The 13,521-nt window shown below is 43.7% G+C and carries 12 protein-coding genes; 6 read left to right on the top strand and 6 right to left on the bottom strand.

From position 1 onward, the window contains the following. Positions 1-118: 118 nt before the first annotated feature. From INT03_RS13890 to dcd, 6 genes are all read left to right on the top strand, one after another. Positions 119-748 carry a CoA transferase subunit B gene (locus INT03_RS13890; RefSeq protein WP_193009393.1) on the top strand — a complete coding sequence of 210 codons (630 nt, stop codon included), beginning with the start codon at positions 119-121 and terminating at the stop codon, positions 746-748. Positions 749-808: 60 nt separating this feature from the next. Beyond that, complete coding sequence (locus INT03_RS13885; protein WP_193009392.1) at positions 809-1,609, top strand: 3-hydroxybutyrate dehydrogenase; 801 nt, start codon at positions 809-811, stop codon at positions 1,607-1,609. Positions 1,610-1,780: 171 nt separating this feature from the next. Beyond that, a complete protein-coding gene (gene mgtE / locus INT03_RS13880) occupies positions 1,781-3,133 on the top strand; it encodes a magnesium transporter (protein WP_193009391.1) in 1,353 nt (450 codons plus the stop codon). A 182-nt stretch (positions 3,134-3,315) separates the two neighbouring features. Beyond that, positions 3,316-4,536, top strand: a complete 1,221-nt coding sequence (gene apbC / locus INT03_RS13875) for an iron-sulfur cluster carrier protein ApbC (RefSeq protein ID WP_193009390.1) — start codon at positions 3,316-3,318, stop codon at positions 4,534-4,536. 402 nt (positions 4,537-4,938) lie between these two features. Continuing rightward, positions 4,939-6,081: a DUF2804 domain-containing protein gene (locus tag INT03_RS13870; RefSeq protein WP_193009389.1), complete on the top strand. Its 1,143-nt coding sequence runs from the start codon at positions 4,939-4,941 to the stop codon at positions 6,079-6,081. 136 nt (positions 6,082-6,217) lie between these two features. Further along, entirely contained in the window at positions 6,218-6,793 is a 576-nt protein-coding gene (dcd, locus tag INT03_RS13865; protein ID WP_045455197.1) for a dCTP deaminase, read from the top strand. A gap of 107 nt (positions 6,794-6,900) precedes the next feature. On the opposite strand, the gene INT03_RS13860 is transcribed toward dcd, so the two are convergent. From INT03_RS13860 to INT03_RS13835, 6 genes are all read right to left on the bottom strand, one after another. Continuing rightward, entirely contained in the window at positions 6,901-7,338 is a 438-nt protein-coding gene (locus INT03_RS13860) for a ClpXP protease specificity-enhancing factor (protein ID WP_193009388.1), read from the bottom strand. A 254-nt stretch (positions 7,339-7,592) separates the two neighbouring features. Beyond that, entirely contained in the window at positions 7,593-8,207 is a 615-nt protein-coding gene (locus tag INT03_RS13855; RefSeq protein WP_193009387.1) for a glutathione S-transferase N-terminal domain-containing protein, read from the bottom strand. A 195-nt stretch (positions 8,208-8,402) separates the two neighbouring features. Continuing rightward, the gene (locus tag INT03_RS13850) at positions 8,403-9,119 is read right to left on the bottom strand and encodes a cytochrome c1 (RefSeq protein WP_045446804.1); all 717 of its coding nucleotides are present in this window, start codon (positions 9,117-9,119) and stop codon (positions 8,403-8,405) included. Further along, a complete protein-coding gene (locus INT03_RS13845) occupies positions 9,119-10,339 on the bottom strand; it encodes a cytochrome b (protein WP_372815435.1) in 1,221 nt (406 codons plus the stop codon). Before INT03_RS13845 ends, INT03_RS13850 begins: the two co-directional genes overlap by 1 nt. A gap of 7 nt (positions 10,340-10,346) precedes the next feature. Beyond that, on the bottom strand, positions 10,347-10,931 hold the full coding sequence (gene petA / locus INT03_RS13840) for a ubiquinol-cytochrome c reductase iron-sulfur subunit (protein WP_045446807.1): 585 nt from the start codon (positions 10,929-10,931) through the stop codon (positions 10,347-10,349). Between the two features lie 471 nt (positions 10,932-11,402). Next, positions 11,403-13,346 (bottom strand): ATP-binding cassette domain-containing protein, encoded by a 1,944-nt coding sequence (locus INT03_RS13835; protein WP_193009386.1) that lies wholly within the window; start codon positions 13,344-13,346, stop codon positions 11,403-11,405. Positions 13,347-13,521: the final 175 nt, after the last annotated feature.

The raw sequence follows: 13,521 nt of genomic DNA, 5'->3' as shown, positions 1-13,521 counted from the left end.
ATTCCTAAAGATTTGAGTGGCAAGGAAAACGAGTGAAAGTGCTACATCTAGTAGACTAAGTGAGTTTGACACCGCTCATCATATTTTTTGGGGTCGTTATAAAAATAAGGAAGTTATCATGGCATGGACAAGAGAGCAGATGGCACAGCGTGCCGCACAAGAGCTACAAGACGGCTATTATGTCAACTTAGGCATTGGACTACCAACCCTAGTCGCCAATTATATCCCTAAAGATGTCGATGTTTGGCTACAGTCTGAAAATGGTCTATTAGGTATCGGCGAGTTTCCAACGGCAGAAAATGTCGATGCAGATTTGATTAATGCGGGTAAACAAACCGTCACTGCCGAAGCGGGTGCCAGTTATTTTAGTAGCTCAGAGTCGTTTGCGATGATTCGCGGTGGTCATGTTAATCTTGCGATATTGGGTGCGATGGAAGTGTCAGAAAAAGGTGATTTGGCCAACTGGATGATTCCCAAAAAAATGGTTAAAGGCATGGGCGGTGCGATGGATTTAGTCGCTGGCGTGCAGCGCGTGATTGTCTTGATGGAACAAGTCAATAAACACGGCGAGCCAAAAATCCTTGCCAGTTGCGAGCTACCATTGACGGGCAAAGGGGTGGTTGATCGGATTATTACCGAACTTGCTGTACTAGATGTTACTGACAACGGTCTAAAGCTAGTTGAGCTGGCAGAAGGTGTTAGCTTTGATGAGCTACAAGAAAAAACGCCAGTGAGCATTGCTCAATAAGCTTGTTAGATATATTTGGCACAAACCTCTAAAAAACCTATTTATAATGGACTATAAAATATGGCGACCACATTACAACAAGATTTGACTGGCAAGGTGGCATTGGTCACCGGCGCTGCCAGCGGTATCGGACGTGATATCGCTGAGACTTATGCGAAGGCAGGCGCAGCGGTTGGTATTGCTGATATTAATCTTGAAGCCGCTCAGAAAACCGTTGATGCTATTGAAGCGGCAGGCGGACGCGCACTGGCCATTGCCATGGATGTGACTTCAGAGGAGGCGGTAAACGCTGGTGTGCAGCAGCTTGTCGATACCTTTGGTGCTATTGATATTCTCGTCTCCAATGCTGGTATTCAGATCATCGATCCGATCCATAAAATGGCGTTTGAGGATTGGAAAAAAATGCTTGCCATTCATTTAGATGGGGCGTTTTTGACCACTAAAGCGGCGATACAGCACATGTATAAAGATGACAAAGGCGGTACGGTCATCTGTATGGGTTCAGTCCATTCGCATGAAGCATCCATGTTTAAGGCGCCTTACGTCACAGCGAAACATGGGTTACTTGGGCTGTGCCGTGTATTGGCTAAAGAAGGCGCTGAGCATAATGTACGCACGCATGTAATTTGCCCAGGATTTGTCAAAACGCCATTGGTCGAAAAGCAAATTCCGCAACAAGCGGCCGAAAAAGGTATCAGTGAAGAATCTGTAGTCAATGATATTATGCTGGTGAATACGGTAGATAAAGAATTCACGACCGTCGATGATATTGCTCAGTTAGCGCTATTTTTAGCAGCATTCCCGAGCAATGTCTTCACAGGTCAGTCTATCGTTGCCAGTCATGGGTGGTTTATGAATTAACTGAGTGGTGAATTAATGGGTTTGCGGGCTGTTTGATTGGTTTAAGAATCATGGGCTTGCTAATAAAAGACCAATCCATTAGCATCTAGTTTTATATTAATTTGAGCCAATTAGATTGGCTCTTTTTTATGAGCGCTTGAATAGCGTTTCGGGTTGCACGGAGTAAGTATAATGAATGATAAGAATTTTGCAAAAACGCTTGCAGCAAAATTAAGCCGTGCTATCGAGCAACAGCAGTTTGAGCAATCAATCAATCAACTTCAAAATTTGCGCCCGATTGATATTGCCGATGTTCTAGCACTCATGGAGCCAAATCTTGCATGGCAGCTACTTGAGCATCTGCCCAATCGTTCTACCGTGTTCTCCTATTTAGAAACGGATATTCAGGTTGCACTTGCCTATGTATTTCCTCGGGCTGTGTTAGCGAAAATAGTAGGCGAGATGCCTGCGGATGAGCGTACCGACTTATATAAGCACCTCAATCAGGAGCAGCGGGATGCTTTGTTACCCGCCTTGGCACAGGCACAACGTGAAGATATTCGTAAGTTATCTGCCTATGAGGAGCGCACTGCTGGTGCGTTGATGACGTCTGATTATGCGACTTTAGCTGCTCATATGACTGTCTCTGAGGCATTGGCAGCACTGCGCCTAGAAGCACCTGATGCCGAGACTATTTATCATGCTTATGTGATTGATGATGAGCGTAAGTTATTAGGCGTTGTCTCTTTACGAGTACTTATTTTAGCGGCTCCTGAGCAGCTGATTAATGACATTATGATGAGCACAGTAGTGTCTTGTAATGTCAATGATGATCAAAAAGACGTTGCGAAAGTCGTGGCTCGCTATGATTTAATTGCGCTGCCTATTACCGATGATAGTGGTGCCTTGGTCGGTATTGTTACCCACGATGATGCGATGGATGTGGCGAGTGATGAGGCAACCGATGATTTCCATAAGTCGGGCGGTGTCTCGACCATGGTTGGCAAATTAAAAGACGTCAGCGTTCGAGTGTTATACCGTAAGCGCGTATTCTGGCTAGTGTTTTTGGTATTTGGCAACTTGCTCTCAGGCTTTAGTATTTCCAGTTTTGAAGATGTGATTGCCGCCAATTTGGTATTGGTGTTCTTTTTACCTTTATTGGTCGACAGTGGCGGTAACGCTGGCTCGCAGTCAGCGACCTTGATGGTGCGAGCTTTGGCGACTGGCGATGTGGTCATGCGTGACTGGTTTTCATTATTGGGTCGAGAGGCAGTGGTTGCGTTGATGCTTGGGGCGACGATGGCGGTGGCTATCTCAATCATCGGTTATGTACGTGGTGATGCAGTGGTGTCGTTAGTGCTGGCACTGAGTATGATGTCGGTGGTAATGATTGGTTGTGTGATTGGTATGAGCTTACCTTTTGTGCTTAATAAATTGGGTTTTGACCCTGCCACTGCCAGTGCGCCTTTGATTACCTCTGTCTGTGATGCCTCGGGTGTACTTATTTATTTGTTTATTGCTTCACAGTTTTTGTCTATCGGTTAACGCTGCTATAAAGCCTAGTCCCACTAGCGTTGTGGTTTTTTTATTTATCCAATTCAGCTACACTATCACTGTAAAAGGTTTGGCTAAAAAGCTTATGGGCTATGTTATTTACGCTATTTACGACAGTATCAATTGAGTTGTTTTACCATACCTACCCACTTGTATAGGCAGTAACGGTCGCTATGTTTAACTTTATGAAGAAAACCTCCACCAAAAAACCAGAAACACCAGAGCAGCGGGCAGAGCGCGATAGTGCTGTGGACAAGGTGCTGCTTGGTTACGAAGTAGGTACCATTAGCATTGCCACCATGGTCACAGGACTTGAGCGCGATGGCGATCAGCTTACCTTAGATTTGCGTCTTCCCGTAAATAGTAACCCTGAAATCATCCAACAAGAGCTTGGGCAGCTGCTACATCCGCACGGTATCAAAGCGATTCACATGAATGTCCGTCTACCAGCGCCAGCGAAAGGGACAGGATCAAGCTTACCGAAGGCAATGCCCAAGACCACCAATGCAATGGACAGCCAAAGTCAGTCTTCAGTTAATAATAAGACAACTGATGCCGAACCGCCGATTACCAAAGCCGCACCGACACAAGCATCATTGACAGCGCATCCGCGCATTCGTCATATTATCGTGGTGGCGTCAGGTAAAGGCGGTGTTGGTAAATCAACCACTACTGTCAATATCGCCTTGGCATTACAAAAGCTCGGCAACCGTGTTGGCGTGCTCGATGCCGATATCTACGGCCCTAGTATGCCAACCATGCTGGGCGTCAATAATGTCAGACCTGAGCTAGAAAATGAGCAGTTCGTTCCTATCAATGCGCATGGCATGGCGATGTTATCGATTGGTAGCTTGCTCGATGGTGACAATACGCCTGTCGCATGGCGTGGACCAAAAGCCACTGGTGCGCTGATGCAGCTGTATAACCAAACCAACTGGCCGCAGCTAGATTACTTAGTCATTGATATGCCACCGGGTACGGGCGATATTCAGTTAACACTAGCGCAGCGTATTCCCGTAACGGGCGCGGTGATTGTCACGACGCCGCAGCATATTGCCTTGCTTGATGCGCAAAAAGGCATTGAGATGTTTAACAAAACCAACATCCCAGTACTTGGCGTAGTCGAAAACATGGCGCTGCATACCTGTAGTAACTGTAATCATACAGAAGCTATCTTTGGCACAGGCGGCGGCGAAAAAATCGCTGAGCAATATCAGGTGCCGCTGTTAGGTCAGTTGCCATTGGCCAGAGGTATTCGTGCACAAGTGGATAAAGGTGAGCCGAGCGTATTAGCCGATGATGAGTTTGCGCCGTACTATCTTAGCATTGCCAAAAATATCGAAGCCAATATTAATAAATTCGCCAAGCCTGTCGATGATAAACGTATTTTTTAATAGTAGTTCTTAGTGATAGTAGAACAGCTTAAGTAGAAAATCGTTAAAGAACTTATATTTTTAAACAGGGAATATTGCGAGCTTATCAATTTATCAACGACATTTAGATAATATTCCCAAACAGTATAGGTGACTGAAATTATTCCGTTCGCCGATATATGCGATTGAGCTCTCAAACAATCAACTGATGGCCGTTTGCTACTCTAAAGACGGGAGTAGCAAACGCCATCAGCAAATGTGACGGAAAGGTTGGCAGATGGATTGACCAGCATTGAAGTTAAGGTGATAACGGCAGCGTTTTTTGTGGGTTCTGCGAAGGCAAAAAGAAAAACTGTACATACTGCCGTGAGTTATCAAGGAAAAATAGTACCTTTAGAAAAATTTGGCTAGGATGCCTCAATCATGAATCAAAATCGTAATGAGCAAGATCAGCAACACTTATCTACCAGCATTAAGCCAGCTGTTCTTAACGAGCTTATTCAAAATGGTCAGCCTATTTTTGGTGTTTTTGCTCACGTTAAAAATATCAATTATTTGGACTATCACAGTCATCTTATTTCGCAAAAGGCGCTGCCAAACTGGCGCAAAGAGTTAAAAGCCAATCAATTCTGCTTTATTCAAATTATCCAGCCGCCTTATCGGATTTGTTTGGCATTGGCAACGATTAAGTTGGCAACCAGTGCCTTTGTTTATCTTTATAATGATGAGACTAAGCAGTTAGAGGTTTGTGAAGCATTGCAGCCGTTGATGCATCACACACAGTTAGAAGGCGATTGCTATCAAGGGCAAATGGCATTTACCCATAGTAATCTCACATTAACATTGGATTTTACGCCATCAAAAATCGCAGTAGCATTGGACAGTAAACACATTACGCTTGATGCGACGCTACAGCGGCAAGCAGCGCCATTAGCAGTCTGCACACCAACGGGCAGGCGTGGCTGGACCTTTACTCAAAAAGAACCGTTAACTGCTCTAGCTGGTCATTTGCTTATTAAAGCCCATTCAAAATTTAACACTGATGCTCAAGCCAAACAAATCCACTTTTCCGAAACGACTATCGCCAATCTCGATTGGACGCTTGGCTATATGCGTCACAAGACCAATTGGTTTTGGAGTTGTATCAATAGTTATTTGCCAGACGGTCGTCATTTTGCCCTAAATCTAGCGATGGGCGTCAATGAAACAGGGGTTAGCGAAAATGCGTGCTGGCTGGATGGGCAGATTTATTATTTACCGCCTGTGATGTTTGTCCGTGATGGTTTAAAGTTGCCAGCTAATGAGCAGGATGATAATGCTAAAACCATAGATAATACGCGACAGCCTTGGCGCATCTATCATCAAAACCTAGGCTGGAGCAATGTTGATATTGACTTAACTTTCACGCCGATAACCGTTTATAAAAAGACAGATAACTTTGGTGTGCTTGCCAGTATATTTGAGCAATGGCTTGGCTTTTATAGTGGTGAGATTCGTCTAAAAGATGACGTGATTGAAATCGATAAGATAATGGGCTTAGCAGAAGATCATTTCGCAAAATGGTAGGCGGTTGTCGTATTGATTGTAGATTTATATTAAACGCAGGCAAGCCTATAAATTGAGCGCTCAATTCCGTATAATCGTCGCTATCAAAATACCGTTCATATCGTAAATTTTATTTTATAGCTGCTAAGGAACAACAATGTCTATCAAGTCTGACCGCTGGATTCGTAAAATGGCTGAAGAACACGGCATGATTGAGCCGTTTGAAGCGGGTCAAGTACGTTTTAATGATACAGGCGAGCGTTTGGTTAGCTACGGTACGTCAAGCTATGGTTATGATGTACGCTGCGCGCCTGAATTTAAAGTTTTTACCAATGTTCATTCAGTGATTGTAGATCCAAAAAACTTTGATGAAAAAAGCTTTATTGATGTCATCGGTGACGAGTGCATTATTCCACCAAACTCGTTTGCGCTAGCACGCACCATGGAATATTTCCGTATTCCACGCGATGTATTGACGATCTGTCTTGGTAAATCAACGTATGCCCGTTGCGGAATTATCGTCAATGTGACGCCGCTGGAGCCTGAATGGGAAGGGCATGTCACTTTGGAATTTAGCAACACCACCAATCTACCAGCGCGTATTTATGCAGGCGAAGGAGTGGCACAAATGCTATTTTTCCAAAGCGATGCTGATGACGTATGTGAAACCAGCTATAAAGATCGCGGCGGTAAGTATCAAGGTCAACGCGGCGTGACATTGCCAAGAACCTAGTAATCTTATATGCTAACTGAAAGTGCACAATGATAAATCTTTTAGATTAATCACAAAAAGGCTGACCGTATATAATACGACCAGCCTTTTTTATACCGAAAAATTGACTATTTCAACACTTTTAAACCTGCTTTATTATCACGTTTGGCTTTAGGTGCCGCAGTAGGGCTCTTCTGTGAGCTTACTATCGCATCATCTTCAGGTTGATAGTTGTCATATTCATTGGGGTCAAAAAACATCCCTTGCGAGTTTTCTTTCGCATAAATACCTAACACCGACGTCATTGGTACCCAAATCTCTTGTGACACGCCGCCAAAACGCGCACTAAAATGAATATAATCATTTTCCATACTCATATTACCAGTCGCACGGCTGGCGATATTCAATACGATACGACCATCTTGCACGTGTTCCCTTGGAATCTGTACGTTTTCGGCAGTGGCATCAACCATCAGGTAAGGCGTTAGTTGATTGTCTTCTATCCACTGATAAAGCGCGCGCACCATATAAGGACGTGTTGGGGTAATAGAGGTGGTTTCGCTCATCTAAGGGTTTCCTATACTGATAATTTGAAGATAATAACTTAAAGGTATTTTGTTGTTTTCTATTTTAAGACAGCGGTTAAGCATTGTCTAGGGTGTGTCCTGCTCTTGCAAATGGTAATAAAAATTGCAGCCAAACAAATAAAATAGTACTGATAATATCGAAATATAAGCAAGCTATTTGACACAGTTTGACAAAGATTTAGTCATTTTTGACCCATTTAAGGTTTAATGCTCAGATTGAGGATACACCCTAATTAACGCACACTTTTTTGAAAGCTAGTACGCTCAAAGACCCGCTGTTGATAATCAAATAAGGGGCGACTAATTGCGCGTGGCAGCTCAATTCCCATTTCTTCAAGTCGCCATAACAAAGGTGCTAACAATACATCACACCAGCCAAAATCGTCTGCCATAAAATAAGGTTTATGAGCAAACAGTGGTGATAGAGTAATCAAAGAATCGCTTAACTGTTTTTTCGCAATAGCAGCTTGTGTTTTATTAAAGCTATTAGGGTGCATGAGTAGACGCTTACCGAGTACCAGCCAATCATGCTGAATACGCCAAGCCAGTTGGCGAAATTGGGCACGCTCTTGCGGGGTATCTGGTAGTAGCTTGTTTGTATGGTAACGTTCTTCAAGATACTCAAAGATAACGTTGATCTCATACAGTGCGATTTCACGTTGTTGCAGAACAGGTAAGGTGTGATAGGGATTCAGCTCGGTTAAATCTTCAGGCCGTTCAGAGTGCAAGCGTGATAGATAATAGGCAAGCTTTTTTTCCTCAAGTAATAGGCGCACTACATGACTGTCGTAGCCGTCATCAGCGTATAAAATCAGCTGACTACTTGGAATGTCGTTCGCATCAATCATGAAAGCCTAATGTTAATAGTAAAGCCTATCATCGTAAACAAAGTTGCCCTGATTATCAAGGCAAGGTACGTAAACATTGCGGGTGAGCCTTGTTTTAAATTATGGTTCAGTGTTTTATGGTCTTTTAAGAGACAAAAAAAGGCACTACCAGAGTAGTGCCTTTTTTTCGATAAAAATATATTTTTTAATACTCAATTACTTTACATCTTTCCAGAATTCTTTGTTCAATAAGTAAACTGGAATGAGTAATACTAATAAGAATAAAATCACAAAGAAGCCAATCACTTGACGGTCATGACGGTTAGGCTCTGCCATCCACGCCATAAAGTTAACCAAATCACCCACTTCGGATTCAAACTCTTCAGCACTTAGCTCTTCTTGCATATTATGCAATACATGAGGCATCGCCGCATTGGCAAGTACTAAGTTATTGGCACCCCAAGGACGGCTTGGGTCTTCATAAAACGATAACAGGTAAGTATATACCCAGTCATCGCCACGTAGTCTGGTTTCAAGTGATAGATCAGGAGGCGCTGCGCCAAACCATGATGCTTGTACTTCAGGATCAATTTCAGCATTAATATGATCACCGATTTGATCGGTGGTGACCATCAAATACTTTTCGACCAACTCAGGTGGTATCTCTAAATCTTTAGCAATGCGCGAGTGACGAACATACTGTGCAGAGTGACAACCAGCACAGTAGTTCATAAAGATTTTCGCACCGTTTTGTAGCGAGCCCTTATTGGTAAAATCAATAGGAGCAGTACTACAAGCTAAGTGTTCTTCAACACCCTCAGCATTGGTGAATGTACCACATCCACCGCCACCAGCTGCCAGTGCAGTACCAGCCGTCAAGGTTAATGCCGCGCCTAAGCCTAGACCCGCTAGGGATTTAATTAGCGTGTTCATTAGTGACCTCCGGTAACGCGTTCTGGTGGCTGTTTACACTTCTCAATAGAGGTATAAATTGGCATCAGTAAGAAAAACAAGAAATACAAGACAGTGAAGATACGAGCCATCAATGTTGCTGTTGGTGTCGTTGGCGTCGCGCCTAAGTAACCTAAAACTAAGAAACTAATCGCAAACACGGTTAAAGCAATTTTAGATAAAATGCCTTTATAACGTATAGAGCGTACAGGCGATCTGTCTAGCCATGGAATCAAGAATAGTACGGCAATCGCACCACCCATCGCAATCACACCACCCAACTTGTCAGGAACCGCACGTAAAATGGCATAGAATGGCGTGTAATACCATACTGGTGCAATGTGTGCTGGCGTTTTCAATGAATTCGCTGTCTCAAAGTTTGGTGGCTCAAGGAAGAATCCGCCGCCTTCTGGGAAGAAGAATACCACTGCAAAGAACAAGATAAAGAATACCACGATACCAATCATATCATGCACTGTGTAGTACGGATGGAATTCAATACCATCTAACGGCACACCATTTTTATCTTTTAGCTTCTTGATATCAATACCATCAGGGTTGTTCGAACCCACATGGTGTAGCGCTACAATATGCATGAATACTAAGCCCACAAGTACAAGCGGGATAGCAACCACATGTAGAGCAAAGAAGCGGTTTAGGGTGATACCTGAGATAATATAATCACCACGTACCCATTCTGCAAGCCCATCACCAATCACAGGTAGAGCAGCAGGAAGGTTCAAGATAACCTGTGCACCCCAAAATGACATATTGCCCCAAGGAAGTAGGTAACCGAAGAAACCTTCTGCCATCAATGCTAAGTAAATACCCATACCGATGAGCCAAATAAGCTCACGTGGTTTCTGGTATGAACCATATAGCAGTGCTCTGAACATATGCAGATATACGACCACAAAGAACGCAGATGCGCCAGTTGAGTGCATGTAACGGATAAGCCAACCACCTTTGACATCGCGCATGATGTATTCAACAGATGCAAATGCCCCTTCGGCACTTGGGTTGTACATCATGGTCAGCCAAATACCTGTTACCAATTGGTTAACCAATACCACCATTGATAACACGCCAAAAAAGTACCAAAAGTTAAAGTTTTTTGGTGCATAGTACTTTGACATATGGTATTCATAGGTTTCGGTCGCTGGAAAGCGTGCGTCCACCCAATGCATTAACTTTTTACCCATGCTCATATTAAGCCTCCCCAATCGTCAAGATGGTACCATCCATGTTGTAATCTGGGACAGGTAAGTTAAGCGGTGCAGGAACGCCACTATAAACGCGACCCGCCAAGTCATATTTAGACCCGTGGCATGGGCAGAAAAATCCGCCATACCAATCATTACCACCCAAGTCAGCCGCGCCAACATCAGGACGGTAGTTTGGTGCACAACCTAAATGTGTACAGACGCCTTCTACTACCAAGACTTCTGGCGAGATAGAGCGTTCTGGATTTTTACAGTATTCAGGTTGTAATGATGCATCAGATTCAGGGTCAGACAGTAAAGGTTTTACTGACGCTAAAGTCGCTAGCATATCTTCTGTGCGTTTGACCACAAAAATGGGTTTACCACGATATTTGACAACGATCATCTGTCCTGCTTCGATAGAACCAATATCTTGGGTCACTGCAGCCCCTGCAGCCTCAGCTTTAGCGCTTGGGTACCAAGAACGGACAAAAGGTGTTGCCACAGCAGCTACCCCAGCTGCACCAATCGCGGCAGTCGAGGCAATAAGAACTCTACGGCGTTGTACGTTAACGCCTTCGGCTTGGCTCATTAATACTTCCTCCAGGTGAATGAAATGGGATTATCCCACACTGGGTTTGTGGCTTAGAAAATGTACAATATCAAGCCACTTTGGCTGTGCCTAATTTTGCTAATTGTTGCTATTCTAAGCTATTTCGGTGATAAAATAAATTATTGCGTTAAAAATAAAGCAACCTTGATAGAACATACTCTAAGGTTGAATAGGAGAATTGATGCAAAATAGCTGCATTATCAATGTCTCACATAGATTTTTTGGCAAGGATTATAAGCGTGATGACCTTATAATTAATAAGGATATTTTGCAATAGCGAATGATACTCGAAATTAAGGTAATGTTCACTAACTTTCAGTACCTAACTACTATGTAAGTAGTCGTAAACCAATAATCACCGCTTTATAAGAACAAAACGGTGATTATTTCATTATTTTTCATATCTTATAAAACTCGAAGTTTTATAAAACATCGCTTCAGTCGCTAACGTTAGCTCTCAAGCGCACTCCAACGCTCAAGCTTATTCATCATCTCATCTTCAATCGTCAGTAGGCGCTCACTTGCGGCAGTCGCTGCATTAACGTCAGTGGTGAACCATGAGCCATCTGCTAGTTTCTCTTGCAATTGCGCTTGTTCAGCTTCTAATGCAGCGATTTCTTTTGGCAAATTATCCAGTTCACGCTGTTCATTGAAATTGAGCTTTTTAGCAGATTTGTTAGGTTTTGCTGCAGTTGTCTTATTGGTAACTTTACTGGCAGTATTTGCATTATTGGCTGGTGCTCTAGCCGCGTGTGCGGCTTGCTCACGGTTTTTCTGTACCAAGTATTCTTGATAACCACCGACATACTCTTTGACGATACCTTTGCCGTCTTCATCTTGGTCAAATACCCAAGTAGAGGTAACGACATTGTCCATAAATGAGCGGTCATGGCTGATTAGCAAAATCGTACCGCCAAAGCTGGCGACGGACTCTTCTAGTAGCTCAAGTGTCGCCATATCCAAGTCGTTGGTTGGCTCATCAAGTACCAGAATGTTGGCAGGCTTTAATAGCTGTTTTGCAAGTAGCACGCGGTTACGCTCACCACCTGATAGTGCTTTGACAGGGGTACGCGCACGCTCTGGGGCAAATAAGAAATCTTGTAGATAGCTCATGATGTGTGTCTTACGACCACCCACTTCTACAAAGTCTGAGCCTTCAGAGACGTTTTGCGCCACACTGGCTTCAAGGTCTAACTGATCGCGCAACTGGTCAAAGAAAGCGATTTTTAAGTTAGTGCCTAATTCAACACTACCAGTCTTTGTGACTTCATCATCAGAAATATCGAGTAGGGCTTTAATCAGTGTGGTTTTACCCGCACCGTTGGGTCCGACAATGCCGATTTTATCACCGCGCATAATAGTGGTTGTAAAATTATCAACCAATACGTTGCCATCATATTCAAGATGTAAGTTTTTAACTTTACAGACCAGCTTACCGCTTTTCTCACCTTGACCCATCGTAATGTTCACATTACCGACTTGCTCACGGCGATCGCTACGCTCTTCACGCAATGCTTTTAGCTCGCGGACACGGCCTTCGTTACGGGTACGACGGGCTTTGATACCTTGGCGAATCCATACTTCTTCTTGCGCCAGTTTTTTATCAAAGTTGGCGTTATTTTTTTCTTCAGCGAGTAACTGTAGTTCTTTTAGCTCTTGATAGCGTGCATAGCCACCTTCGCCTTGAGTGACGTCATAGCTGGTTAATTGACCACGATCTAGCTCAATGATGCGCGTCGATAGTTTGTTAACGAATGCTCTATCATGGGTGACAAATAATAATGTCAGGCCTTGCCAATCCAATAAGAAGCGCTCTAGCCACTCAATACTATCAACGTCTAAATGGTTGGTTGGTTCATCGAGCAGCAGTACATCAGGTTTGGTGACCAATGAGCGTGCTAGTAGTACACGGCGCTTACGACCACCTGATAATGAAGATAAATCATCATCTGGATCCAGCCCCATGGTTTTGATCAGGCGGGTGGCTTCTCGTTCTAAATCCCAACCGTGTACCGCATCGATATCATGCTGCAAGTCTGCCATACGCTCACAAGCATCCATGTCGCCATTGGCACATAAATCTGTTTGGGCATTGTAGTTGATAAGCAGCTCAGCCGTGCGGCTGCTACCACCCATAACGATGTCTAGGATACGTCCGCTTGTCTCGGGAACATCTTGTTCTAGCATCGCCACGCGCACGCTGCTATTGATAATGACTTCGCCGCTATCAGGTTGTAAGGTGCCGTTAATTAGCTTAAATAAGGTGGATTTGCCTTCGCCATTACGGCCAATTAAACAGACACGTTCACCTGCTTCAATAGCAAAATCAATGCCATCAAGAACAGGAGCGACGCCAAAAGCGAGGTGGATATCTTTTAAATGTATCAGAGCCATAGAATATCTTAAGCTTATATAATAGTGAGGTAGGGGTTGCTGCAAAATTGCGAGCAGTATAACATGCCATCACGTGACTGTAGTGAGCGTAAATGATTTTATCCGCACTATTTATGACTTTTGTTCAAGGCTGCTATTTTATAAAGAGCATCGTCGTCTAATTGCTACTTTTTAT

Source organism: Psychrobacter sp. PG1 (genome assembly GCF_014897815.1).
GTDB lineage: Bacteria > Pseudomonadota > Gammaproteobacteria > Pseudomonadales > Moraxellaceae > Psychrobacter.
Note: the sequence above shows the minus strand (reverse complement) of the source record. Positions and strands in the feature narration are given on the sequence as shown.

Coding starts and splice junctions, on each gene's coding strand:
- petA (WP_045446807.1), bottom strand. CDS start 10,931: ATGAGCCAAGCCGAAGGCGTTAACGTACAACGCCGTAGAGTTCTTATT.
- INT03_RS13890 (WP_193009393.1), top strand. CDS start 119: ATGGCATGGACAAGAGAGCAGATGGCACAGCGTGCCGCACAAGAGCTA.
- dcd (WP_045455197.1), top strand. CDS start 6,218: ATGTCTATCAAGTCTGACCGCTGGATTCGTAAAATGGCTGAAGAACAC.
- INT03_RS13860 (WP_193009388.1), bottom strand. CDS start 7,338: ATGAGCGAAACCACCTCTATTACCCCAACACGTCCTTATATGGTGCGC.
- INT03_RS13870 (WP_193009389.1), top strand. CDS start 4,939: ATGAATCAAAATCGTAATGAGCAAGATCAGCAACACTTATCTACCAGC.
- apbC (WP_193009390.1), top strand. CDS start 3,316: ATGTTTAACTTTATGAAGAAAACCTCCACCAAAAAACCAGAAACACCA.
- INT03_RS13850 (WP_045446804.1), bottom strand. CDS start 9,119: ATGAACACGCTAATTAAATCCCTAGCGGGTCTAGGCTTAGGCGCGGCA.
- INT03_RS13885 (WP_193009392.1), top strand. CDS start 809: ATGGCGACCACATTACAACAAGATTTGACTGGCAAGGTGGCATTGGTC.
- INT03_RS13845 (WP_372815435.1), bottom strand. CDS start 10,339: ATGGGTAAAAAGTTAATGCATTGGGTGGACGCACGCTTTCCAGCGACC.
- INT03_RS13855 (WP_193009387.1), bottom strand. CDS start 8,207: ATGATTGATGCGAACGACATTCCAAGTAGTCAGCTGATTTTATACGCT.
- INT03_RS13835 (WP_193009386.1), bottom strand. CDS start 13,346: ATGGCTCTGATACATTTAAAAGATATCCACCTCGCTTTTGGCGTCGCT.
- mgtE (WP_193009391.1), top strand. CDS start 1,781: ATGAATGATAAGAATTTTGCAAAAACGCTTGCAGCAAAATTAAGCCGT.